22 protein-coding genes are annotated in these 23,397 nt (G+C 72.5%); 10 read left to right on the plus strand and 12 right to left on the minus strand.

The window, feature by feature from the left end; all coding sequences use genetic code 11:
• Positions 1-35 precede the first annotated feature (35 nt).
• Positions 36-839, minus strand: a complete 804-nt coding sequence (locus tag AB0P41_RS00715; protein WP_365929224.1) for a hypothetical protein — start codon at positions 837-839, stop codon at positions 36-38.
• Positions 840-1,061: 222 nt separating this feature from the next.
• Between AB0P41_RS00715 and AB0P41_RS00720 the strand changes: the two genes are divergently transcribed.
• The gene (locus tag AB0P41_RS00720) at positions 1,062-2,258 is read left to right on the plus strand and encodes an MFS transporter (protein ID WP_365929226.1); all 1,197 of its coding nucleotides are present in this window, start codon (positions 1,062-1,064) and stop codon (positions 2,256-2,258) included.
• Positions 2,259-2,261: 3 nt separating this feature from the next.
• Here the strand turns inward: AB0P41_RS00720 and AB0P41_RS00725 are convergent, their stop codons facing one another.
• The 3 genes from AB0P41_RS00725 to AB0P41_RS00735 all read right to left on the minus strand — a co-directional run bounded on the left by AB0P41_RS00725 (position 2,262) and on the right by AB0P41_RS00735 (position 6,192).
• Entirely contained in the window at positions 2,262-3,476 is a 1,215-nt protein-coding gene (locus tag AB0P41_RS00725) for an MFS transporter (protein ID WP_356707413.1), read from the minus strand.
• 176 nt (positions 3,477-3,652) lie between these two features.
• The gene (locus AB0P41_RS00730; protein WP_365929228.1) at positions 3,653-4,843 is read right to left on the minus strand and encodes a Cmx/CmrA family chloramphenicol efflux MFS transporter; all 1,191 of its coding nucleotides are present in this window, start codon (positions 4,841-4,843) and stop codon (positions 3,653-3,655) included.
• A gap of 326 nt (positions 4,844-5,169) precedes the next feature.
• The gene (locus AB0P41_RS00735; protein ID WP_365929230.1) at positions 5,170-6,192 is read right to left on the minus strand and encodes an endonuclease/exonuclease/phosphatase family protein; all 1,023 of its coding nucleotides are present in this window, start codon (positions 6,190-6,192) and stop codon (positions 5,170-5,172) included.
• 385 nt (positions 6,193-6,577) lie between these two features.
• Between AB0P41_RS00735 and panB the strand changes: the two genes are divergently transcribed.
• The 3 genes from panB to AB0P41_RS00750 all read left to right on the plus strand — a co-directional run bounded on the left by panB (position 6,578) and on the right by AB0P41_RS00750 (position 9,460).
• A complete protein-coding gene (panB, locus tag AB0P41_RS00740) occupies positions 6,578-7,465 on the plus strand; it encodes a 3-methyl-2-oxobutanoate hydroxymethyltransferase (protein WP_356707416.1) in 888 nt (295 codons plus the stop codon).
• A 121-nt stretch (positions 7,466-7,586) separates the two neighbouring features.
• On the plus strand, positions 7,587-8,606 hold the full coding sequence (locus tag AB0P41_RS00745; RefSeq protein ID WP_365929233.1) for an ATP-binding cassette domain-containing protein: 1,020 nt from the start codon (positions 7,587-7,589) through the stop codon (positions 8,604-8,606).
• Positions 8,603-9,460, plus strand: coding sequence for an ABC transporter permease (locus AB0P41_RS00750; RefSeq protein WP_356707418.1), 858 nt, complete (start codon positions 8,603-8,605; stop codon positions 9,458-9,460). The genes AB0P41_RS00745 and AB0P41_RS00750 overlap by 4 nt, the downstream gene beginning before the upstream one ends.
• A 7-nt stretch (positions 9,461-9,467) precedes the next feature.
• Here the strand turns inward: AB0P41_RS00750 and AB0P41_RS00755 are convergent, their stop codons facing one another.
• Positions 9,468-12,779, minus strand: a complete 3,312-nt coding sequence (locus AB0P41_RS00755) for a BTAD domain-containing putative transcriptional regulator (protein WP_365929235.1) — start codon at positions 12,777-12,779, stop codon at positions 9,468-9,470.
• A gap of 122 nt (positions 12,780-12,901) precedes the next feature.
• On the opposite strand from AB0P41_RS00755, the gene AB0P41_RS00760 reads away from it, so the two are divergent.
• Positions 12,902-13,714, plus strand: coding sequence for a site-2 protease family protein (locus AB0P41_RS00760; RefSeq protein WP_356707420.1), 813 nt, complete (start codon positions 12,902-12,904; stop codon positions 13,712-13,714).
• Positions 13,715-13,753: 39 nt separating this feature from the next.
• Here the strand turns inward: AB0P41_RS00760 and AB0P41_RS00765 are convergent, their stop codons facing one another.
• Both AB0P41_RS00765 and npdG read right to left on the minus strand, forming a co-directional pair.
• Positions 13,754-13,939 (minus strand): hypothetical protein, encoded by a 186-nt coding sequence (locus AB0P41_RS00765; RefSeq protein WP_356707421.1) that lies wholly within the window; start codon positions 13,937-13,939, stop codon positions 13,754-13,756.
• Between the two features lie 80 nt (positions 13,940-14,019).
• Positions 14,020-14,730 (minus strand): NADPH-dependent F420 reductase, encoded by a 711-nt coding sequence (gene npdG / locus AB0P41_RS00770; protein WP_365929237.1) that lies wholly within the window; start codon positions 14,728-14,730, stop codon positions 14,020-14,022.
• A gap of 143 nt (positions 14,731-14,873) precedes the next feature.
• Here npdG and AB0P41_RS00775 point away from each other — a divergent pair, with 143 nt between their 5' ends.
• Positions 14,874-15,476, plus strand: a complete 603-nt coding sequence (locus tag AB0P41_RS00775; RefSeq protein WP_365929239.1) for a hypothetical protein — start codon at positions 14,874-14,876, stop codon at positions 15,474-15,476.
• Between the two features lie 68 nt (positions 15,477-15,544).
• On the plus strand, positions 15,545-16,825 hold the full coding sequence (locus AB0P41_RS00780) for an MFS transporter (protein ID WP_365929240.1): 1,281 nt from the start codon (positions 15,545-15,547) through the stop codon (positions 16,823-16,825).
• Positions 16,826-16,833: 8 nt separating this feature from the next.
• Here AB0P41_RS00780 and AB0P41_RS00785 read toward each other — a convergent pair whose 3' ends face one another.
• Positions 16,834-17,070, minus strand: coding sequence for a hypothetical protein (locus tag AB0P41_RS00785; RefSeq protein WP_365929242.1), 237 nt, complete (start codon positions 17,068-17,070; stop codon positions 16,834-16,836).
• A 58-nt stretch (positions 17,071-17,128) separates the two neighbouring features.
• On the opposite strand from AB0P41_RS00785, the gene map reads away from it, so the two are divergent.
• Both map and AB0P41_RS00795 read left to right on the plus strand, forming a co-directional pair.
• Entirely contained in the window at positions 17,129-17,986 is an 858-nt protein-coding gene (gene map / locus AB0P41_RS00790; RefSeq protein ID WP_365929244.1) for a type I methionyl aminopeptidase, read from the plus strand.
• Positions 17,987-18,142: 156 nt separating this feature from the next.
• Positions 18,143-18,808, plus strand: a complete 666-nt coding sequence (locus tag AB0P41_RS00795; RefSeq protein WP_356707427.1) for a biliverdin-producing heme oxygenase — start codon at positions 18,143-18,145, stop codon at positions 18,806-18,808.
• A gap of 9 nt (positions 18,809-18,817) precedes the next feature.
• Here AB0P41_RS00795 and AB0P41_RS00800 read toward each other — a convergent pair whose 3' ends face one another.
• From AB0P41_RS00800 to AB0P41_RS00815, 4 genes are all read right to left on the minus strand, one after another.
• Positions 18,818-19,507 carry a response regulator transcription factor gene (locus AB0P41_RS00800; protein ID WP_356707428.1) on the minus strand — a complete coding sequence of 230 codons (690 nt, stop codon included), beginning with the start codon at positions 19,505-19,507 and terminating at the stop codon, positions 18,818-18,820.
• Complete coding sequence (locus tag AB0P41_RS00805; RefSeq protein ID WP_365929246.1) at positions 19,504-20,712, minus strand: histidine kinase; 1,209 nt, start codon at positions 20,710-20,712, stop codon at positions 19,504-19,506. Before AB0P41_RS00805 ends, AB0P41_RS00800 begins: the two co-directional genes overlap by 4 nt.
• Before the next feature lie 14 nt (positions 20,713-20,726).
• Complete coding sequence (locus AB0P41_RS00810; RefSeq protein WP_365929248.1) at positions 20,727-21,356, minus strand: hypothetical protein; 630 nt, start codon at positions 21,354-21,356, stop codon at positions 20,727-20,729.
• A gap of 146 nt (positions 21,357-21,502) precedes the next feature.
• Positions 21,503-22,186 (minus strand): PhzF family phenazine biosynthesis protein, encoded by a 684-nt coding sequence (locus AB0P41_RS00815; RefSeq protein WP_365929250.1) that lies wholly within the window; start codon positions 22,184-22,186, stop codon positions 21,503-21,505.
• A gap of 202 nt (positions 22,187-22,388) precedes the next feature.
• Here AB0P41_RS00815 and AB0P41_RS00820 point away from each other — a divergent pair, with 202 nt between their 5' ends.
• Positions 22,389-23,396 (plus strand): hypothetical protein, encoded by a 1,008-nt coding sequence (locus AB0P41_RS00820; protein ID WP_356707432.1) that lies wholly within the window; start codon positions 22,389-22,391, stop codon positions 23,394-23,396.
• The last annotated feature ends 1 nt before the right edge of the window (position 23,397 follow it).

The following is a 23,397-nucleotide window of genomic DNA, read 5'->3' on the forward strand; positions in this document are numbered from 1 at the left end:
GAGGGTATGCGGCGCGGGGCGGCCCCCGTGGCGGCTCAGCGGAGCAGGGCGCCCCGCAGGGTGATGCCGTGCCGCGTGCGCAGCCGTCGCAGCTCCCACATCGCCACGAGGGTGACGGACAGCGGACCTCCCAGGGTGAAGGCCACCCGCACCGCGAGCGGCACGCCGTCGTAGGCGCCCCGGAAGACGTCCAGGAGCGCGACCTCCCAGACGAGCAGTGTCGCGAGCAGCGGCGGGACGGTCTCGTGGAGGTCCGCCGTCCGGAAGACGTGGACGAGCGACTGCGCGATGCCGTAGAGCACGAAGGGGGCGAGCCACAACAGCCAGGCTCCCAGGGCGAACAGCACCACGACCCGCCCCGGCGACGCCGTCCAGTCCGTCTCCTCGGTGACGTAGCCCAGCCCGGTGATCAGTCTGGGCGCGGCGAGGGCGACGAACAGCGCGAGCAGCGCCCCGGCGGGCTTGGCGGCGCGCCGCAGGAACACGCCCCGGTTGGGCGGGCGTGCCGCCGCGACGAATGCGGCGACGGCGGCAGGGAAGGTCACCGCCAGCACGATGAGGGTGGTGCGGATCTGGCCGAAGCGGTCGTCCACCACGGCGTCGGCGTCCTCCGCCAGCCCGTAGGACAGCATCATCCACGTGATGGCGGCGATGCCGACGAGCGTCCTCACGACCTGTGCCTTCTTCACCGCCGGATCGTGCACACGGTCGGGCCGGGACGGCGTGAACACCGCGCGCCCCACGGCGATCGGGTTGAAGAGCCGTCCGAAGGTCAGCCGGCGCACCGGCTGTCCTCCCCCGTACGGATTCCACGGCGCGCCGCCCCCGTCTGCGCTCATCCCCCGGCCTTCCTGTCGCCAGCCTGTGGTCCTCCTCAGGAGGATACGCAGGACTCGGGGCGTGAAACCGCCCTTGTTCCGCCTCAGTCGTGTACCGACGGCGGCCGGTGACGTCTAAGGCATCCGCCCGATGCAGCGGCGCCCCCTCAGTCACCAGCATGGCCGGGAGCGCGCCCCGGCCGGGAGCGCGGGTCACGCGGGTGCGTGGGGGGGGAGTTGAGGGTGGCATCGGTCGTCACGGTGGTGCGGGATCGCACGGCCCGGCTCTGCCTCACGGGTCTGCTCGTGTCGGGATTCGGCACGTCGGCGATGTGGCTGACCGCCGGCATCTGGGTCAAGTCGCTCACCGGGTCGGACAGTACGGCCGCCCTGACGGTGTGTGCGATGTGGGCGCCGGTCCTCGTGGGCCCCTGGCTCGGGGCGGTGGCGGACCTGGTTCCCCGCAGGCTCCTGCTGATCACGGTGAACCTGGTGATGGCGGGGTTGATGGCCGCGCTCCTCCTCGTCGGGCCGGACCACCGGATCGGTGCGCTCTTCGCGGTCCTGCTCGTCTACGGCGTGAGCGGCGTGCTCCTGGACGCGGCGGAGGCGGCGCTGGTGGCGGGGGCGGTCGACGCCCGGCTGCTGGGCGACTTCAACGGGCTGCGCACGACGGCGAACGAGGGCATGAAGCTGCTGGCGCCCCTCGCGGGGGCCGGGCTGTTCGCGCGGTACGGAGCGGTCCCGGTGGTCGTGCTGGACGCGGTGACGTTCGCCCTGGCCGCACTGGTCTTCGCGCGGTTGCGGGAGCCGGCCCGGACGGTCCGGAAGAGGACACGGCGGGGCGGTACGGCGGCGGGCGTACGGCTGCTGCGTAGCTCGCCGGTCCTGTGGCCGCTGGTGTGCGCCGGAGCGCTGACGATGCTGCTGGCGGGGCTCAACGGCGCTGCGGTGTACGCCGTCGTCGAGACGCTCGGCAGGCCGCCGGCGTACGCCGGATTGCTGTACGCCTGCCAAGGCGCGGGTTCCGTGGCCGTCGGGCTGCTGGCCGGGCCCCTGCTGCGCCGGATGCCGGAGCGGGGCTTCGCGGGGGCGGGGATCGCGGTCTTCGCGGTGGCCGTGGGCGTGCGGGCACTGGGCGGTGACGCGGTGGCCCTCGCGGCGAGCGCCGCGATCGGAGCCGGGCTGCCCTGTGTGCTGATCGCCGCGATGACGGCGGTGCAGCGGGAGGCCCCGGACATGGCGCTGGGCCGCACGGCGGCGGCCGCCAACTCACTGATGACGGTGCCGAACGCGGTGGCCCTGGCGGGGGGCGCGGGGCTGGTCGCCGTGGTGGACGTCCGGCTGCTGCTCGCGTCGACGGCGCTCGCGGGACTGGTCACTGCGGCCCGGCTGGGCTCGGGCCGGCGCGTGTCCCGCGCCGGCCCGGAAGCGTCGTAGCGCTCAGGAGGAGTGCGTCTCGACCGGCTCACGCGCCTCGGCGCGGGCGCCGGACGCCACCACCCGCGAGGTGCCCGGGGCCCGGTCGAGGAAGCCCGCCGTGACCGCCACGGCGAGACCCGCCACGGCCAGCACCGCACCGACCAGGGCCGGAGAGGTCCAGCCCCAGCCCGCCGCGATGGCGACGCCGCCGAGCCAGGCGCCGCCCGCGTTGGCGAGGTTGAAGGCGGAGTGGTTGGAGGCGGACGCCAGGGTGGGGGCGTCCTTCGCCTTGTTCATCACCAGCATCTGCAGCGGTGTGGTCGTCATGAAGCCGACGCCGCCGAGCAGCACCACCATGACCAGCGCCGCCCACTGCACGTGCACGGTGAAGGGGAAGACGACCAGGATGACGGCCAGGGCCCCCAGCGAGCCGTACAGGGTGGGACGCAGCGCCCGGTCGGTCAGCGGTCCCGCCGCCAGTGCGCCGAGCGTCATCCCGATGCCGAAGAGGGCGAGGACGAGCGTCACGGAGGACTCGCCGAAGCCCATCGCCTCGGTCGTCATGGACGAGAGGTAGGAGTAGACGGCGAAGACGCCCGCGAAGCCGAGGACGGCGGTGAGCAGGCCGAGGACGACCTGCCGGTTGCCGAGCGCGCTCAGTTCACGGCGTACGTTCTGGTGCGCCTCGACGGGGATCTGCGGGACGAGGCGGGCGAGTGCGGCCATCGCGGCCAGCCCGATCACGGCGACCACCATGAACGTGGCACGCCAGCCGAGGTGCTGTCCCAGCAGGGTGGCGGCGGGTACGCCGACGATGTTGGCCACGGTCAGGCCGAGGAACATCGTAGCCACCGCGCGCGCCTGGCGCCCGTCCGGCACGAGGCGCGCGGCGACGACCGCGCCGACCCCGAAGAAGGCGCCGTGCGGCAGCCCGGCCAGGAACCGGCCGGCCAGCAGCCAGCCGAAGTCGGGGGCGAAGGCGGAAGCGAGGTTGCCCACGGTGAAGACGGCCATCAGCAGCAGGAGCATCCGCTTGCGCGGGATCCTGGAGCCGAGACCGGTGAGCAGCGGGGCACCGAGGACGACGCCGATCGCGTACGCCGAGACGAGGTAACCGGCGGTGGGTACGGACGTTCCCAGATCGTCCGCGACGTTGGGCAGCAGCCCCATCATCACGAACTCGGTGGTGCCGATGCCGAAGGCGCTCACAGCGAGGGCGAGCAGGGCCAGGGGCATGGAGAAGACCTTTCGGGCAGGGGGCCGCCCGGGCCGTGGGGGCCGGGCGGTGGCGGTGTGTGCGGGAGCGTCGGCTTCGTTGCCGGGACGGGTTATGTATCCCGTCGGAACAAAGTCTCTCAGACGTTTTATGCCCGGACGTGAACATGCCGTTGCGTCGGGGTGTGATCTCTGCGTCACTCAGCGGCTCCGGCCCGCCCCGGCAGCCGGGCCGCCCCCGCGGAGGAGGCCACCGAGAGCGCCCCCGCCCCCGCGAGGGCCAGGCACATCAGCAGGGCGCTCACCCAGACCGGGGCGCGGAAGCCGAAGCCCGCGCCGAGTGCCAGGCCGCCCAGCCAGGGGCCGGCCGCGGCGCCCACGTTGAAGGCGGCCGTGGCGAAGGAGCCGGCCAGCGTCGGGGCGTCGGGAGCCAGGTGGAAGACCCGGGTGATCAGCGTCGTCCCCGTACCGAAGGCCAGCGCCCCCTGGAGCAGGACGAGGACGAGGGCCGTCACCGGGTGGGCCGCGGTCAGGGCGAGTGCGGCCCAACCGGCGGCCAGAGCCGTCATCCCGAACCCGATGACCGCGTGCGGGCGGGCGTCGGCCAGGCGCCCGGCCAGGGTGACCCCCGCGAAGGAGCCGACGCCGAACAGGGCGAGCACCACGGGCACCCAGCCGGCGCCGAAGCCGGTGACCCGGGTGACCAGCGGTTCCAGATAGGAGAAGGTGCAGAAGGTCGCCCCCTGCACGAGTGCCATCACCAGGAGGGTCCCCAGCAGCCGGGGCCGGGCCAGGGCGCGCAGTTCGCTCACCGCGCTCACCTGCCGCGGGGCGTCGGCGGGCCGGCCGCCCGGAACGGCCACCAGCAGCGCGACGGCGGCCGGCACGGAGACGAGGGCCACGGCCCAGAACGCCGAGCGCCAGCCCCACAGCTCACCGAGCGCCGCCCCCGCCGGCACACCCACCACGCACGCGACGGTCACCCCGCCCACGACCACGGCGGTGGCCCGCGCCCGCCGGTGCGGGCCGGCCAGGGCCAGTGCCGTGACCAGCGCGACCGCCCAGAAGCCGGCGTTGGCCAGCGCCCCCACGACCCGGGTGGCGAGCAGCACCCCGTAACTGGAGGTCAGCGCGCCGACGACATGGGCGGCGACGAAGACGCCGAGGAAGAACAGCAGGGCCCGGCGCCGGGGCCAGGTGCGGCCGGCCAGTGCGGTGAGCGGGGCGCCGACCACCATCCCGACCGCGAAGGCCGAGGTCAGCAGCCCGGCGGCGCCGAGCGAGACGTGCAGGTCACCGGCGATGCCCGAGAGCAGGCCGGAGAGCATGAACTCCGAAGTGCCCTGGGCGAAGACCGCCAGCCCGAGGACGTAGACAGCGAATGGCATGAGAGGAGAACCCCTTGTACGGAACCGTCGGAGGAACGAGCGGTGTGCAGGGGGATGCGGGCCGCGCCCGTCGTCACGCGCGGAGGGCGCGAGGACGGCGACACGGTGGAATGTCCGGTGTTCCTACGGGACATGAGAGCCGGCCCACACCGCCGCGGACGATCCGGCGACGGCCGACGACAGGACGGGGCGAAACCCGGTGACCGCTGGGGTCGGGGCTTACGGCGTCACGGACGGGGCCACCGGCGGACCGGCGGCCGGAGTCTGTCGGACTCGGGGCTGGACATGGATGAGAGCGTACCGGGTTCGTCGGAAGCAGCGGGCGCTCAGAGCTGCACGCGGGCGGCGATCGGGAGGTGGTCGCTGTCCGTCGCGGGGAGGGTCCAGGAGGCGAGGGGTTCGACGCCCCGCACCATGATCTGGTCGATACGCGCCATCGGGAACGCCGCGGGCCAGCTGAAGCCGAAGCCGTCGCCCGCCGCGCCCTGGGTGGAGCGCATCTGCGAGGTGACAGCGTGCAGCGAGCGGTCGTTCATGGTGCCGTTCAGGTCGCCGAGCAGGACCACCCGCTCCAGCGGCTCGTCGGCGATGGCCTCGCCCAGCGCGTCCGCGCTGTCGTCCCGCTGGTTGGCGGTGAAACCCGCGTTCAGCTTGACCCGTACGGAGGGGAGGTGGGCGACGTACACCTTGACCGGGCCCTCGGGGGTCGTGACCGTGGCACGCATCGCGCGGGTCCAGCCCAGCTTGATGTTGACGGGGCTGGAGTCCGTCACCGGGTACTTGCTCCAGAGGCCGACGGTCCCCTGGACGGAGTGGTGCGGATAACGGTCGGCGAGCGCGTCCTCGTACGCCGCCACCTTGCCGCCCGGCAGCTCCTGCAGGGCCACGATGTCCGCGCCGGAGCCGGCGACCTGCTGGGCGGTGCCCGCAGGATCGGGGTTGCCCGCGTTGACGTTGTGCGTGGCGACGGTGAGATCACCGCCGGTGCCCGATTTGTCGTCGAACAGCAGGCCGCCGAAGAGGTTCAGCCAGACCGCGCCGGGCAGGACGAGGGCGATCACCGCCGTCGCGGAACGCCGGACGAGACCGAGGACGAGCAGCAGCGGCACGGCCACGCCGAGCCAGGGCAGGAACGTCTCGATGAGGCTGCCCAGGTTGCCCACGGTGTTCGGGATCTCGGCGTGGAAGACCATCACGAGGGTCAGGAGCACCGAGCAGAGCGCCAGGATGATGCCGCGCCGCCAGATGCCCCGGTCGGAGGCCAGTCTGTGACGCAGGGCCCGGAGCCGGGAGCCCGGCTGCGCACCCGCGCCGGCGTCTTCGGTGTCCGCCCTGTACGCCTGCACCATTGCGCTCGTCCTCACTGCCTTGCCGTAACCATCACCGCGCCTGTCGACCCTAGGCGATGAGCGACGCGGTTCTCGCCGTCGACGACGGCCGTACGCCATCAGGACGACTGAACCGGACCGGCGAGTTCCGGCCATGATGAGGGATGCGCGGCTTGTGACAGAACGCTCACACAGGGGCGGCTATCGGTTCCACAGCTGTGACCTGCGTCTTCGGCAGACGCGGCAGGAGGCGCGCTCCGCGTCGAGGTCACCGCCCGGCCGCCCGGTGAGGTTCACCACGCACGGTGGGCGGGCCCACTTCCCGGGAACGCTTGCGGGATGCCACCATGGAAGGGATCCGGGGACGCCGTCAGGGCGCCTCGAGATGACGAAGGAGCCGTTGGCCATGTCGCTTCAGGCTGCGCAGAACCAGTCCGCCACACCTCCCGCGGGCCCCACTCCCGGTGCCGGCAAGGCCCTGTACGGGGGGAAGAGCACCCGCCGCATCACCGTCCACGACATCGCCGCCGCCAGTGAGCGCGGCGAGAAGTGGCCGATGCTCACCGCCTACGACGCGATGACCGCGTCCGTGTTCGACGAGGCCGGCATCCCGGTCATGCTCGTCGGCGACTCCATGGGCAACTGCCACCTCGGTTACGAGACCACCGTGCCCGTCACCATGGACGAGATGGCCATCCTGTCGGCCGCCGTCGTGCGGGGCACCAAGCGCGCCCTCATCGTGGCCGACCTGCCCTTCGGGGCCTACCAGGAGGGGCCGGTCCAGGCCCTTCGCAACGCCACCAGGCTGATCAAGGACGCCGGTGTCGGCGCGGTCAAGCTGGAGGGCGGCGAGCGCTCCCACGAGCAGATCCGGCTCCTGGTCGAGGCCGGGATCCCGGTCATGGGCCACATCGGTCTGACCCCGCAGTCCGTCAACGCCATGGGCTACCGCGTGCAGGGCCGTGGCGAGGAAGCGGCGCAGCAGCTGCTGCGCGACGCGAAGGCGGTGCAGGACGCGGGCGCGTTCGCCGTCGTCCTGGAGCTCGTCCCGGCCGAACTGGCCGCCGAGGTGACCCGCACGCTGCACATCCCGACCGTCGGCATCGGCGCCGGGCCCGACACGGACGCGCAGGTGCTGGTCTACACCGACATGGTCGGCCTGACCGGCGGCAAGGTCCCGCGCTTCACCAAGCAGTACGCGAACCTGCGTCAGGTGATGGCCGACGCCGCCAGGGAGTACGCCGAAGAGGTCGTCGGCGGCACGTTCCCTGCGGCGGAGCACACCTTCCACTGACGCCCACACGACCACTGCCGCACCACCGACAGCCCGCCGACTTCCCCCATCGGCGGGCTGTCGCCTGCTGTCGGCCCGCTGTCACCGACATGTCGGTGACTTGTCGGTGGCGGCTGGTCTGATGGTGTCCATGAAGCGAAACGACAAGAACCTCAAGCACGGCGGGAACGCCGTCGAGGTGCGGGGGCTGGTCAAGCACTACGGCGAGACCAAGGCGCTGGACGGTGTGGACCTCGACGTGCGCGAGGGCACCGTCCTCGGCGTGCTCGGCCCCAACGGCGCCGGGAAGACCACCCTCGTACGCTGCCTGTCCACCCTGATCCTGCCCGACGCGGGGCACGCGGTCGTGGCGGGCTACGACGTGGTGAAGCAGCCCCGGCAGCTGCGCCGCACCATAGGCCTGACCGGGCAGTACGCCTCGGTCGACGAGAAGCTCTCCGGCTGGGAGAACCTCTACATGATCGGACGGCTGCTCGACCTGCCGCGCAAGAAGGCCAGGTCCCGCGCCGACGAGCTGCTGGAGCGCTTCTCCCTCACCGACGCGGCGAAGAAGGCCGCGATGGACTACTCCGGCGGCATGCGGCGCCGGCTGGACCTGGCCGCCTCCATGATCGGCAGCCCGGCCGTCCTCTACCTCGACGAGCCGACCACGGGACTCGACCCCCGTACGCGCAACGAGGTCTGGGACGAGGTGCAGCGGATGGTCGCGGAGGGGGCGACCGTGCTCCTCACCACGCAGTACATGGAAGAGGCCGAACAGCTCGCCGACGAGCTCACCGTCATCGACCACGGAAAGATCATCGCCCGGGGCGGTGTCGACGAGCTCAAGGCCAAGGTCGGCGGCCGCACCCTGCAGATCCGGCCCTCCGACCCCGCCGAACTGGCCGCGATGGCGCAGGCGCTGCGCGAGACCGGTCTCGACGGCGTCGCCGGCGCCCAGGCGGTCCCGGACGAGGGACTGCTCTACGTACCGATCCTCAGCGACGAGCAGCTGACCGCCGTGATCGGGCTGCTCGGCACCCGGGGCTTCTCACTCGCCCATGTCTCCACCGCGCTGCCCAGCCTGGACGGAGTGTTCCTCGCCATCACGGGCGACAAGGCCACCGTCACCGACACGATTCCCCAGGAGGTCGCGGCATGAGCACGACGACTCTGACGCCCACCCCCACCGACGCGGCCACGTCCGCACCGGCCAGGGACCTCCACGACGAGGGCCGGATCGGGCTGCGGAACAACCTGCGCCACATCGGGGCGCTGGTGCGGCGCAATCTGCTCCAGATCAAGAAGGATCCGGAGTCGATGTTCGACGCGCTCCTGATGCCGGTCATCTTCGTGCTGCTGTTCGTGTACGTCTTCGGCGGCTCCGTCGGCAGCAGCCTGGGCGGCGACCGGCAGGACTATTTGAACTACCTGATCCCCGGTCTGATGGCGATGATGGGCATGAACATCGCCATGGCGGTCGGTTCGGGTGTCAACGACGACTTCCGCAAGGGGGTCATGGACCGGTTCCGCACGATGCCGATCGCCCGTTCCTCGGTGCTCATCGCCAAGATCGTGGTCGAGCTCGGCCGGATGACGGTCGCCACGCTGATCCTGCTGGGCATGGGCTTCGCGCTCGGCATGGAGCTCCACGGGTCTGTGCTCGGGCTGATCGGGGCGATCGCCCTGGCTGCCGCGTTCGGCGCCGCCATCATGTGGATCTTCATCCTGCTCGGACTGAGCATGAAGACGGCCCAGGCCGTCCAGGGAATGGGGATGCTCGTGATGATGCCGCTCCAGTTCGGTTCCTCCATCTTCGCCCCGACGCAGACGATGCCCGGCTGGCTCCAGGCGTTCACCGACTACAACCCGCTGTCCAACCTGGCCGACTCGGCCCGCGGACTGATGATGGGCGGCCCGCTCGGCAACTCCGTCTGGCTGACGCTCGGCTGGACCGTGGTCATCACCGCGGTGATGGCCCCGCTCGCGGTGTCCAAGTTCCGCAAGAAGTCCTGACCTCCGGTCAGCCGGCGGACGCTTCGACGAGGGCGTTGGCCTCCTCCAGGGAGAGGCCGACGCCCTCGTCGTACGCCGTCTCGTAAGCGGCGTCCCCGAGTACACCGCGGACCGTTTCCTCGGCGGCGGTGTAGTTGTCCCGCTCCATCGCCGTCGGCACGTGTCCCTTCGGCAGCAGCGTCCTTCCGGCGGCCAGCAGCCGCGCCCCGTCGCGGGCTCGGCGCTTCCCGCCCAGCCCGCCCAGCGCCCGCGCCACGGTGACCAGGTAGTGCACGTTCATCTGCGGCGCCACCATCTGCGCCAGCCGGTCGTCGGACCGTGCCAGCGCCTCCCGGGCCCTGGCCAGGGAGTCCGCGTACAGTCCCTCCTGGCTGTCCAGCCAGGCCAGACCGCCCAGTACGAACGCCTGGAAGAACTCCACCGCGGACGCGGGCCTGAACTCTCCCTGCAGCGTGACGAACTGCTCACGGGCCTCGACGGTGCGCCCGGACGCCCCCAGCCACATGGCCAGGAAGAACCGCGCGAACGCCGTTCCCTCGTGCCCCGCGTGCCGCCCCTCGACGAGCACCTCCCGGAAGATCACCTCGGCCTCCGGGCCGCGGCCGAGCTCCACCAGCGCGGCGGCGTACCGGGTGCGGAGCACCAGCACCTGGGCCCTGGCACCGAGCTTCTCCGCGTAACCGATCGCGGCCTGGTAGTCCTCGGCCGCCCTGGCGAATTCACCCGCCTTCTCGTTGGCCTCGCCGCGCGAGGAGAGCGCCTCCGCCGCGCCCCAGTCGTCACCGAGACGGCCGAAGATCTCCAGGCTCTCGTCGGCGTCCGTATGGGCCTCACCCGCCCAGTCGGGCCGGTTGGCCAGCACGTTGGCCCGCACCTGGAGCGCGGAGGCCAGCTCCCACTCGTATCCGAGCTCCCGGGAGGCGCGGACCCTCTCGTTGAGCAGTACGCGCAGATCCGAGATGTCCCCGGTGAACATGACGGCGAAGAACCAGAGCGAGCCCGGACTGCGGCAGGTCTGCGGCTGGCCCGGCCGGTAGGTGCCGGCGATGACGCGCAGGCGTTCCATGCCTCCCGCGTTCATCCAGACGTCCATCGCGTCGTCCATGCCGGCCAGCTGGATCAGCGCCACCTCACGCCGTGCCTCCTCCAGCAGCTCGGGGCCCATCGGCGGGGGCGCGTCGGTGCAGCGCTCGTGGAGGGAGGGCGCGGGGCGGGCGGGCCCGGCGAACGGATCGGGACCCAGCTCGGCGGCGGCCTCGGCCCACTGCAGGGCGTCGCTGCGCAGATCGCGCATCTGCCAGTACCAGGCGAGCGAGAGCACCATGCAGAGCGCTTCCTGCTCGTCGCGGGCGGCGATGGCGCGCCGCAGGGCGGTGCGCAGGTTCTCGTAGTCCCGCTGGATCAGTTCGAGGGCGGCGAGCTGTCCGGCGCCCCGGAGTTCGGGGTCGGTCGTCCGGGCCAGCTCCCGGAAGAACACGAGGTGCCGGCGTTCGACGACGTCCCGCTCCCCCGCCTCGTCGAGCCGTTCGGCGGCGTACTCACCGACGGTCTCCAGGAGGCGGTAGCGCATCCGGCCGTCCGTGGCGGGTGCGGCGACGACGAGGGACTTGTCGACGAGCGAGCCGAGCACCCCGGCGACGTCGTCGGCGTCCCCCGGCCGGCCCGTGCAGACCGCCTCGGCGGCGGCGAGCGTGCAGCCGCCGGAGAAGACCGACAGCCGGCGCAGGGCGGTGCGTTCGTCCTCCTCCAGGAGGTCCCAGGACCAGTCGACGACGGCCCGCAGGGTCTGCTGGCGGGGCAGTACGGTGCGGCTGCCGCTGGTCAGCAGACGGAAGCGGTCGTCGAGGCGGTCGGCGATCTGACGCGGGGTGAGCATGCGCAGCCGGGCGGCGGCGAGTTCGATCGCGAGCGGGAGCCCGTCGAGGCGGTGGCAGATCTCGGCACAGGCCGCCGCCGTCCGCTCGTCCGCGTCGACCCGGAAGCCGGACAGTGCGGCGGCGCCGCGCTCGGCGAACAGGCGCAGCGCCATCGGGCCGGGCAGCGGGTCGACCGGCCGGACGAACTCGCCCGGTACGCCGAGGGGTTCACGGCTGGTCGCGAGGACGGTGAGCCCCGGGCAGCGGGCCAGCAGATGGTCGGCGAGGGCCGCGGCCGCTTCGATGAGGTGCTCGCAGTTGTCCAGGAGCAGCAGCATGCGACGCCCGGAGCAGTGATCGGTGAGCCGGGCGAGCGGTTCGCCCGCGCCCCGCTCCGCGGCCCGGAGCTCCTCGGCGCCCGCCCCGCGCAGCACGGTCTCGCGGCCGCCGAGGGCGGTGAGGACGGCCTCCGGCACCGCTTCGGGGTCGTCGACCGGTGCGAGCTCGGCCAGCCAGACGCCGTCCGGCCAGGCGGCGGGGCCGACGGCTTCGGCGGCCTCCTGGGACAGCCTGGTCTTGCCGGCGCCGCCGGGGCCGAGGAGGGTGACCAGCCTGGCGCGGGTCAGGTCCTCGCGGAGGCCGGCGATGTCCGCGTCGCGCCCCACGAAGCTCGTGAGCCGGGCCCGCAGGTTGCCCGGCCGGGCGGCGAGGGGTGCGGCGGGCACGGCGGCCGGGGCGGGCGGGTCCTGGTGCAGCAGCCCGTCGTACAGGGCGCGCAGTGCGGGGCCCGGGTCGGTGCCGAGCCGGTCGGCGAACAGGGTGCGCACCTCGTCGTACGCCGAGAGCGCCTGCGCGGTGCGTCCGGCGTCCCGCAGCGCCCGGATCCGGAGGGCCTGCAGCGGCTCGTCCAGCGGGTGGTCGGCGCAGAGCCCGGCGAGTTCCGGCAGGGCCTCGTCGGCACGGCCCAGTGCGAGGACGGCCTCGATGCGGGTCCGGCGGGCGTCCAGCCGCCTGGCCTCCCAGCGGGCCGCCGCCACGGCGCGGTCCGGCAGGTCGGCGAGGGCGGGCCCACGCCACAGGGCGAGCGCCTCGTCGAGGACGGTGGCGGCCTTCGCGGCGTCGCCGTCCCGCAGCGCCCGGGCGCCCTCGCCCGTGAGCCGCTCGAAGCGGTGCAGGTCCACGGCGTCCGGGTCGGCGGCGAGGCGGTAGCCGTTCGCGGCCGATCCGACCGCCTCCCGGCCGAGCGCCCGCCGGAGCCGGCCCACGAGTGCCTGGAGGGCACCGGGGGCGTCGGCGGGCGGGTCGCCGCCCCACACCTCGTCGACGAGCACCCCGGCCGGGACCGCCCGGCCGGGGCTGAGCGCGAGCACGGTGAGCAGGGCGCGCAGCCGCGCCCCGCCGAGGGCGACGGGAGTGCCGTCGGAGCGGAGAGCGCGGGTGGTACCGAGGATGCCGTAGTGCACGCGCCCATTGTCCGTGAAGGCCCGGGCCTGCGGGGAACTGCCACCCACCTGTGAAACGTTCTCGCGGTGTCACCCGTACTCTCGGGGGCTCCAGCCGCCGTCAAGCCCCAGGAGTGCCGCCGATGACCACCGCGTTCCGCCGACCCAGCGACCGGCGGGTCAGCCCGGTCTTCCTCGGGTTCGTCGCCGTCATGGCCGTGTCGGGCTGGGCGGTGTGGACGGGCTTCGCGGAGCAGACCGGCTTCGCGGTCTTCCTCTTCGTCACGGCGGCGTGGATCGTCTCCCTCTGCCTCCACGAGTACGCGCACGCGCGCACCGCGCTGCACAGCGGCGACATCTCGATCGGGGCGAAGGGCTATCTGACGCTCAATCCGCTGAAGTACACCCATGCCCTGCTGAGCATCGTGCTGCCCGTGCTGTTCGTGATCATGGGCGGCATCGGCCTGCCGGGCGGGGCCGTCTACATCGAGCGGGGCCGCATCAGCGGGCGCTGGAAGCACAGCCTGATCTCGGCGGCCGGCCCCCTGACGAACGTGCTGTTCGCGGTCGTCTGCACGGCCCCGTTCTGGCTGGGCGCCCTGGACGGCGTCCCACTGCCCTTCCGCCTCGCGCTGGCGTTCCTGGCGCTCCTCCAGGTGACGGCGGCGATCCTGAACTTCCTGCCGGTCCCGGGTCTCGACGGTTACGGCGTGATCGAGCCCTGGCTGTCGTACAAGGTCCGGCGTCAGGTCGAGCCGTTCGCGCCCTTCGGGCTGATCGCGGTTTTCGCGCTGCTGTGGGTCCCGGAGGTCAACGGCGTCTTCTTCGACGCCGTGGACGCGCTGCTGCGGGGCCTGGGCGTCAGCGAGGTCGAGACCTACTGCGGGCTCGACACCTACCGCTTCTGGCAGGAGTGGTTCGGCGACCAGGACCCGGGCTGCGCGCTGATCCGCTAGGGGTCTTTCGTCCGGATCCGGACGAGAGGCCCTCGGTCCTCACGCCGCTTCGGCGCGGGATCCCGCCTTGTGCCGGCGCAGGTAGAACCACGCCATGTTCGAGGAGAGACCGGCCAGCAGAACCCATACGACGCCGGGCAGGACGCTGCCCTGGACGAAGGAGACCACGGCCGCGACGACGGTGAGGGCACAGACGATGGTGGCGTAGAGAGCGAGGCGGGGCATGAGGGCTGGTGCTCCTGTCCGGGGATGGTGCTCGGTCCCGTCCAGTGTCCCTCATGCCCGGTTCGGCTCCGGGCAGGGCCTCACACGTCGGTGGTGCGCAGCCCCGCGTGTGCCTTGTAGCGGCGGTTGACGGAGATCAGGTTCGCCACCAGCGACTCGACCTGGTGCGCGTTGCGCAGCCGGCCGGCGAAGATGCCGCGCATCCCGGGGATACGGCCCGCGAGCGCCTGCACGGTGTCGGTGTCGGCGCGCGCCTCCCCCAGCACCAGCACATCGGTGTCGATCTCGTCGATCGTCTCGTCCTGGAGGAGCACCGCGGACAGGTGGTGGAAGGCTGCGGTGACCCGGGAGCCGGGCAGCAGGGCGGCGGCCTGCTCGGCGGCGCTGCCCTCCTCGGGCTTCAGGGCGTAGGCGCCCTTCTTGTCGAAGCCGAGCGGGTTGACGCAGTCGACGACGAGCTTCCCGGCGAGCTCCTCCCGCAGCGACTCCAGGGTCTTGGCGTGGCCGTCCCACGGCACGGCGACGATCACGACGTCGCTGCGGCGCGCGCACTCCGCGTTGTCCGCGCCCTCGACCCCGTGGCCCAGTTCGGCGGCGGCGGCCTCGGCTCGGTCGGCTGCGCGCGAGCCGATGACGACCTTCTGCCCGGCGCGGGCGAAGCGGTAGGCGAGGCCGCGGCCCTGGGGGCCGGTCCCGCCGAGTACGCCCACGGTCAGGTGCGACACGTCGGGGAGGTCCCAGGGGTCCTTGGCGGGGGGCTTGGGGGCGCTGCCGGCGTCATTCGTAGTCATGGCGCCGACACTAGTGCCAGGTGGCGAGGCCGCACCCTCACCCCGTGGCTGTGCGACGCGTATCACGGCCGGCCGTTCCCGTTCGGGTGGATCGCACGCGACCGGGCGGCCGAGGCGCCGGGAGAGCGGCATGATGCCGGGCCATGGATGCCGTACGTGTCGCGTTGCTGCGTGAAGTGCTCGCCGGGACGGAGTGGCCGGCGGCGGCCCGGGGGTTCGCCCGGACCCTGCGGGCGTCGGTCGTGCCGCAGGGGGGCGGGCTGCTGCTGGTGGGGACCGAGGACTACGAGCCGTGGCACATGGCCGCGCACCTGGTGGACGAGTCCACGTGGTCGGGTCTGCCGCAACTGCGGCCCACGCTCGTACGCCACCGGGTGGAGCCGGACGACCCGGTGCACCTGGCCGTCGGTCTGGGCCGGATCGAGACGGCCGGGCGCGGCGAGACGCTGCTCGTGGTGGCGCCCGAACAGCCGGACGGCGGCCTGCTGGAGCGGGTGCACGACGCGCGGCGGGCAGGGGCGACGGTGCTCGCGCTGGACGGCGGCGACCCGGAGGTGCGGGGCCTCGCCCATGAGGCGCTCACGGTCCGCGACGGCGACGACGTCGACCTGGACACGGTCCAGCACCTGGTCAGCGCGGCCGCCGGGGAGAACGGCGCCCCGTCCACCCGGGGCCGCCGGACGTTCCGCGACCGCCTCTCCCGCCTGGCCGACCAGCTGACGGCCCCGCCCCCGGCCCGCTGGTGAAGGGCCTGTCCCCACGACGGCGGAAATGGGTTGCCCGAAGGGCCGTGGGCGGCCGAGCATGAGTCCCCGTGACCCCTCGTCTGCTGCCCGATCTCTCCCCTTGGCGCTCCTCCGCCGACTTCCGGCTGCTGTGGATCCAGGGGCTGATCACCTATTTCGGCAGCTTCATGGCCCTGGTCGCGCTGCCGCTCCAGATCAAGGACCTCACGGGGTCGCCGCTCGCCGTCGGGGCCATGGGCGCCGTGGAGCTCGTGCCGCTGGTGGTCTTCGGGCTGTACGGAGGGGCGCTCGCCGACTCGGCCGACCGGCGCAAGGTCATCCTGGGCACGGAGGCCGGGCTGGGTTTGCTGGCCGTCGTACTGCTGGCGAACGCCCTCGCTCCCGAGCCCGCGCTCTGGCCGCTGTACCTGGTGGCCGGCGGGGTCTCCGCACTGGCGGGGCTGCAGCGGCCCGCGCTGGACTCGCTGATGGCCAGGATCGTCCCGCACGGCCAGCAGACCGCAGCCGCCGCGCTGAACTCCCTGCGCTGGCAGGTCGGTGCGATCGCGGGCCCCTCGCTGGCCGGCGTGGTGGTGGCCTACGCGGGGCACGCCACCGCGTACGGCGTCACCGTCGTCACGTTCGGTGTCTCGGTGCTGCTCTGCCTGCGGCTGTCGCCGGCGCCGCCCGCCCATGACGCGGAGAAGCCGTCGCTGCGCGGGATCGCCGAGGGCGCGCGGTACGCCTGGAGCCGTCCGGTGCTGCTGGGGACGTACGCGATCGACCTCGCGGCGATGTTCTTCGCCTTCCCGAATGCGATCTTCCCGTTCCTGGCGGACGAGCTGGACGCGGAGTGGTCGCTGGGCCTGATGTACGCCGCCGGTTCCGTGGGATCACTCCTGCTCGGGCTGACCAGTGGCTGGACCTCACGGGTGCGCCGGCACGGGCTGTTCGTCGTGGGCGGCGCCGCGGTGTGGGGTCTGGCGATCGCGGCGGCGGGATGGTCCGGGAACATCTGGCTGGTGCTGTGCTGCCTGGGGGTCGCGGGCGCGGGCGACATGCTGAGCGGGCTCGGGCGCTCCACGATCTGGAACCAGACCATCCCCGACGAGCTGCGGGGCAGGCTCGCCGGGATCGAGGTCCTCTCGTACAGCGTCGGCCCACAGCTCGGCCAGGTCAGGGCCGGGGCGATGGCGGGCTGGACGGGCACCAGGGCCGCGGTCTGGTCGGGCGGCGTGGCGTGTGTCGCTTCGGTCGCGCTGCTGGCCGTGGCACTGCCGAAGCTCCTCACGTACGACTCCGCGACGGACGAGGACGCCGCACGGCGGCGTGCCGTGGGCGTCCGCCCGGAAGAGACTCCGACAGCCTGACCGCCGGTCTAGTCGGGCGCCTCGTCCGTCGGCCGCTCCGTGCGGTCGTGCCACTTCGGGTCGGTCTCCCACTCCAGGTTCCGCTCACGCGCCGTGTCCATCGCGCGCTGGGCCTCCCCCGGGGTGGCGTACGGGCCGAAGCGGTCCTTGCCGGGGCACTCGGGGCCCTCCTCGACCTTTTTGTGCTCCAGGCAGTAGTACCATTCGCCCGGTTTGCCCACCGTGCGCTTCTTGAACAGGGCCATCGCAGGATCCTTTCCTCTCTGCCATGGTGCCCCGAGGGCGCTGGTTAGACTCGCTGACATGTCTGGCCAGTCGCTTCTCGTACCAGGGGAGATCACTCCCGTCCGTTCCGTCCCCGGAAAGATCCGGCGCCCCGAGTACGTGGGGAAGCCCGCCCCCACGCCGTACACCGGGCCGGAGATCCAGGACTCCGACACCGTGGAGCGCATGCGGAGCGCGGGCCGTATCGCGGCGCAGGCGATGGAGGAGGCCGCGAAGCTCATCGCCCCGGGGGTCACCACCGACGAACTCGACCGGGTCGCCCACGAGTTCATGGTGGACCACGGGGCGTACCCGTCGACCCTCGGTTACCGGGGCTTCCCGAAGTCGCTCTGCACCTCGCTCAACGAGGTCATCTGCCACGGCATCCCCGACTCCACCGTGCTGCGGGACGGCGACATCGTGAACCTCGACGTCACGGCGTACATCGGCGGTGTGCACGGCGACAACAACGCCACCTACCTCTGCGGGGACGTCGACGAGGAGTCGCGACTGCTGGTCGAGCGCACCCGGGAGTCGCTGAACCGCGCGATCAAGGCGGTCCGGCCCGGCCGGCAGATCAATGTGATCGGGCGTGTCATCGAGTCGTACGCGAAACGGTTCGGCTACGGGGTGGTGCGGGACTTCACGGGGCACGGGATCAATTCCTCGTTCCACTCCGGGCTGATCATCCCGCACTACGACAGCCCGCACGCGACGACCGTGATGCAGCCCGGGATGACGTTCACGATCGAGCCGATGCTCACGCTCGGCACCCATGACTACGACATGTGGGACGACGGCTGGACCGTGGTGACGAAGGACCGGAAGCGGACCGCGCAGTTCGAGCACACACTGGTGGTGACCGAGACCGGGGCGGAGATCCTCACGCTTCCGTAGCGGGCCGGTTTTACCGACAGGCAGTCGGGAACCTGTTGACTTAGGTAAGCCTAAGCAGGAAGATCGGCGTATCGGTGCGCGGCGGCGTGTACGGCTGCTACCGGTTCATATGTTCTGTCCGGACTTCCCGTCCCCCTCGGTCCCCGGAGGCCCGCCTTGGACTCGACCGCCACCACCACGCCTTTCTCGACCCTCATCCGCACCGCCTCGCACGAGCAGCACACGGAGGCCGAGACCTCGGCCTTCATGGGCGACATGCTGGGCGGACGCCTCGGTGTGGAGGCCTACACGCGCTACACCGAGCAGCTGTGGTTCGTCTACCGGGCGCTGGAGGACGGTGCGGAGGCCCTGCGCGAGGACCCGGTCGCCGGGCCCTTCGTCCAGCCGGAGCTGATGCGCACGGCCGCACTGGAGCGCGACCTCGCCCACCTGCGGGGCGAGGGGTGGCGCGAAGGGCTGGAGCCGCTGCCCGCCACCGCCGCGTACGCCGCGCGGGTCGCCGGGTGCGCCCGTGAGTGGCCCGCCGGATACATCGCTCACCACTACACCCGTTACCTCGGGGACCTCTCGGGCGGCCAGATCATCCGTGGCACCGCGGAGAAGACCTGGGGCTTCGACCGCAAGGGCGACGGGGTGCGGTTCTACGTCTTCGAGCAGATCCCCAACCCGGCCGCCTTCAAGCGGGAGTACCGGGAGCTGCTGGACGCGGTGGACGCCGACGACCTGGAGAAGCAGCGCATCGTCGAGGAGTGCAAGCGCGCGTTCGCGCTGAACACCGCCGTCTTCCATGAGCTGGGCGAGGTGTTCCCGCTCAGCGCGTGATCGTGGGGTTCAGCGGACCCCGCGGCCCGGGACCGCCAGCCCTGCCTCGTACGCCGTGATCACCGCCTGGATGCGGTCACGGAGGCCGAGCTTGGCGAGAATGTTGCTGACATGGGTCTTCACGGTGTGTTCGCTGATGACCATGGTCGCGGCGATCTCAGGATTGGTGAGGCCACGGGCGAGCAGGCGCAGGGTCTCCGTCTCGCGCGCGGTGAGGGAGTCGAGACGCGGGTCCGGGAGCGGCGGCACCCCGGCGGACGCACCGGTGCAGTGGGCGATGAGTTTGCTGGTGACGGACGGCGAGAGGAGGGACTCGCCGCCCGCGACGACCCGGACCGCGTGGGCGAGGTCGTCGCGCCGGACGTCCTTGAGGAGGAAGCCGCTCGCCCCCGCGCGCAGCGCCTCGAACACGTACGCGTCGAGGTCGAAGGTGGTCAGGATGATCACGCGGGTGGCGGTGGTGGCGCAGATCTCGGCGGTGGCGGTGAGGCCGTCCATGCCCGGCATACGGATGTCGAGCAGTGCGACGTCCGGGGTGTGGGTCCGTACCGCCGCGATCGCCTCGGCGCCGTCGGCCGCTTCCGCGACGACCTCGATGTCCGGCTGGGCGTCCAGGATCATCGCGAAGCCGGCCCGGACCAGTTCCTGGTCGTCGGCGACGACCACACGCAGCGGCCCGTCCCCCGTACCGCCGTTCATGACGGGGGGAGGAGCGGGAGGCGGGCGCGGACCCGGAAGCCGGGGCCGTCGGTACGGGGACCGCATTCGGCGGTCCCGCCGCACGCACGCGCCCGTTCCCGGATGTTGATCAGACCGCGGCCGCCGGAGGGGAGGAGGCGGGCGGGTCGCTGCCCGGTGGCCGGGCCGTCGTCGGTGATGTCGAGCTGCACGATGCCTCGGTCTTCCTGCCAGTGGAGGTGGAGCCGGGCACGGTCGGTGCCCGCGTGCCTGACGATATTGGTCAGCGCCTCCTGGGCGATGCGGAATGCGGCGGTCTCCACGTGCGGGGCGAGCGGAGGCAGGCCGGCCCCGTCAGGCCGCGGGTAGTCGACGGTGGCTCCCGAGCCGTCGGTCCGGGTGCACGCGACCGTGAGGCCCGATCCGGCGGCCAGCAGGGGCAGGTCGGCGAGAGCGGGCTGAGGGGCGCGCTCGGCTTGCGGGGCCCGGTCCGGGTCGAGCACCTCGAGGATCCCTCTGAGCTGCACCATCGCATCGCGTCCCGCACCCGCTATGGCGTCGAAGGCGCGCTCGGCGCGCACCGGGTCCTTGGCCAGGACCACGGGTCCGGCCTCGGCCTGGACGACCATCAGGCTCACCGCGTGGGACAGGATGTCGTGCATGTCCCGGGCGATCCTGGCGCGTTCGGCGAGTGCGGCCTTCTCCGCTTCCGCCCGGCGCTCGTGCTCCAGCCGTTCGGTGTGCGCCCGGCCGGCGGCAGCCGCCCTGCCGAGCGCGTAGCCCGCGACGCACAGCACGCTCATCCGCAGCCCGGATTCGGAGGAGGCCAGCGCGAAGCTGCCGAGTACGGTCGTGGCGACCACCGTGATCCTGGCCCACCGCCCCGAGCGCTCGGCGACCGTGTACATCGCCACCAGGGCCGCGTACCAGACCGGTTGGGACGGCACCTCGCCGACGTAGTCGTAACTGCTGATCGCCGCGAGACTCACCATCAGTACCGGTACCGGGTGGTCGCGCCGCCAGTAGAGCGGCGCCGCCGAGCCCAGCACCACCAGGACGCCCCAGCCGCTCCACGATCCGCCGCCCTCGTCGGCCCGCGCGGCGAAGGGCCAGAGCTGGGCGGCGGCCACGAGGGCCGCGAGCCCGGTGTCGACGGCGCGCGGGGGCAGGGCGCGGAGCCCCTCCCGCACACGGTCCGCCCGCGCGCCCAGGTCCGTCCAGGTCACCGCTCCCCCTGAGGTCACCGCGCACCGGCCACCGCCGGACGCCCCGCGCCACGGTCGTCCGCCGCGCCGGAGGCCGCCTGCCGCGACTCCATCACCCGCGCGATCTGCACGAAGGAGACGGAGAGTAGCAGTGCTCCCACCGGGATCAGGTCCTTGTCGGCCAGCGGCATCACGAGGTCGGCGAGGACGAGGAGCGCCGTCCACGGCTTGACCACCCGGAGGACGGCCAGCCGCACGACGAGGGCGAGCATGCCCACATAGAAGAGGTACGGGCCGAAGTCGTAGACGACCGGTGCCACACCGGGCACCTCCGACACCCGTTCCGTGAACCGGGACATCTCCAGGTGACTCTCGGACACCGCACCCGCCACCAGATCGATCCCGAACTGCGCCAGGAGGACTGCGGCTCCGGCCGTCGCCGCCCAGTACGTCACCGCCGCGACGCGGTCGCCCGACGGGGCGAGCGCCCTCAGCCGGCGGAACACCACCGCGAACAGCACCAGTGCCGCGCAGAACGCCAGATGGCCGAGGGTCCAGGCGGGGCCGGGACCCCGCTCGCCGTCCAGTCCGTCCGCGATCCGGAACAGGCCGTAGGTGAAGGTGAGCGCGGGCACCGCGAGCATGAGCGTTCGGGTGTTCGTCATGAATTCCCCAACTCCAGGGTGGTCGCCGGGGCTTCGGTGGGCCCGGCGGGAACACCACTCATCCTGGGGCGGGCGGCTCTCCGGCGGATCGCCGGAGCGAGGGATCTCCGCCCTCCGCCGCGCGACTGATATCGCCGCCGCTCCGGCTACCGCCTGGCGACGGTGCCGGTCACCAGGGCGACGCGGCCCCCGACCTCGATCGTGCCGTCGGGCGCGGGCGCGGTGAGGATCTGGGAGCCGCGTCCCTGTGTGATGTTGAGGGCACGGCCGAGCTGGGCGCTGAGCAGCATGGCCGCCGCCCCCGTCGCCTCGTCCTCGTCGATCCCGTCGTCGCGCCGCGGGAAGGCCCGTGCCCGTACGCGGCCGGCGGCCTCGTCCTCCCAGGCCCAGACGTAGAGCCAGCCCTCGCCGGGCGGCGGGCCCGACAACGCCTCGACGTCGGCGACGGAGGCGTAACGCTCCAGCGTCCTCGGGGGTGCCCACTCCGGGCGGGCCGTGATCCAGGTGAACTCGCCGTCCTGGCGGGCCGTCACGTCCCCGACGGGCAGCTCCAGGACCTCCAGGTCGAGCAGCCAGGCCGCGCCGACGAGCGGATGCCCCGCGAACCGCAGCCGCAGCCCGGGCGTGCGGATGTCGACGGTGCCGCGCTCCGGGTCGTCCACGAAGACCGTCTCGCTGAAGCCGAGTTTCCCCGCGAGCGCCTGCCGGGACTCGTTGTCGGGATACCTGCGCCCGTCGCGCACGACGCCCAGCGCGTTGCCGTGGCGGCCGTCCGGGCCGCAGAACACGCGCAGTACGTCGATGCCGTCGGGTACCTCGAAGTCGTTCACCTCCGCATTCAAGCACCGTGCGGCGTCTCCCGACGCCCCAGGGCCGCACCGGCGGGGTGCGCACCCGGCCCCTGATCCGGCCGGCACACCTCCTGTCACGGTTGGGCGCCGTATCTCATCCCGTCGCTCGCGCCGTTCACCGTCCCGGTAGGGTTCAGGCCGTCGGTGCGGATGACGGAGCAGAAGGCGCAGAAGGCGACGGATGACAAGGCTGGGGCGGCTGGCGGCGGGGCTCGCGACGACGACGGTACTGGTCGTGACGGCGAGCGGCTGCGTGACGGTGCACGGTGAACTGGAAGTCGTGCCGGGTGCGACGAAGTCCGAGGCCGCGAAGGCCCTGGAGGACTTCCTCGTCGCGTACAACGAGGCGGACAAGGCATACGATCCGGCGCTCGACGAGGACCGGGTGACCGGTCCGCTCGGCGCGATCAACCAGGCCGGCCTGGCCGCGCGGCAGAAGAACAGTCCGGAGGGCAACCCGGACCACAAGCCCCTGGAGCTGACCGACGCCTCCTACGTCATTCCCAAGAAGGCGGGCTGGCCGCGCTGGTTCGTCGCGGACACGGACTCCAACCGCGACCAGGACGGCGGCAAGCAGGACACCCGCTGGCTGCTGACGTTCGTCCGCACCGCGCCGGACGCGCTCTGGAAGGTCTCCTATCTGGCGGTCGCCTCCGCGTCCGAGATCCCCGAGTTCCGCAAGGACGCGGACGGCTGGGCGGAGCCGGTGCCCTCGGCGGACACGGACGCGGCGCTGGCTACCCCGCCGTCGGAGCTGAGCACCACGTACACGGGCTACCTCAAGGACGGCGCGCCGGACGTGTTCGCCCCGGGGTCGATGACCTCGGGCTGGCGGGAGTCGCGGAAGAACACCCGCAGGGCGGGGTTCTCCTACCAGTACGTCGACCAGGCGCTGGATTCCGGGACGTTCGCGCCACTGGGTCTGACGACGGAGGACGGCGGGGCGCTGGTCTTCTTCAGCAGCAAGCACTTCGAGCGGCAGACGGCGGCGGAGGGCCTGCGGCCGACCGTCACCGAGGACGTCGATGCGCTGCTGACCGGCGAGGTGAAGCGCACCCTGACCAAGGAACGGGTCTCCAGCCAGCTGGTCTACGTGCCCAGGAAGGCCGCGGGGGACGCGGGGGGCACGGACGGCAAGGTCCGCGTGCTGAACCGGCTGCCCGGTCTGATCGCGGCGCAGGGCTCCTGAG

It is taken from the genome of Streptomyces sp. NPDC079167 (genome assembly GCF_040686735.1).
Classification (GTDB): Bacteria; Actinomycetota; Actinomycetes; order Streptomycetales; family Streptomycetaceae; genus Streptomyces.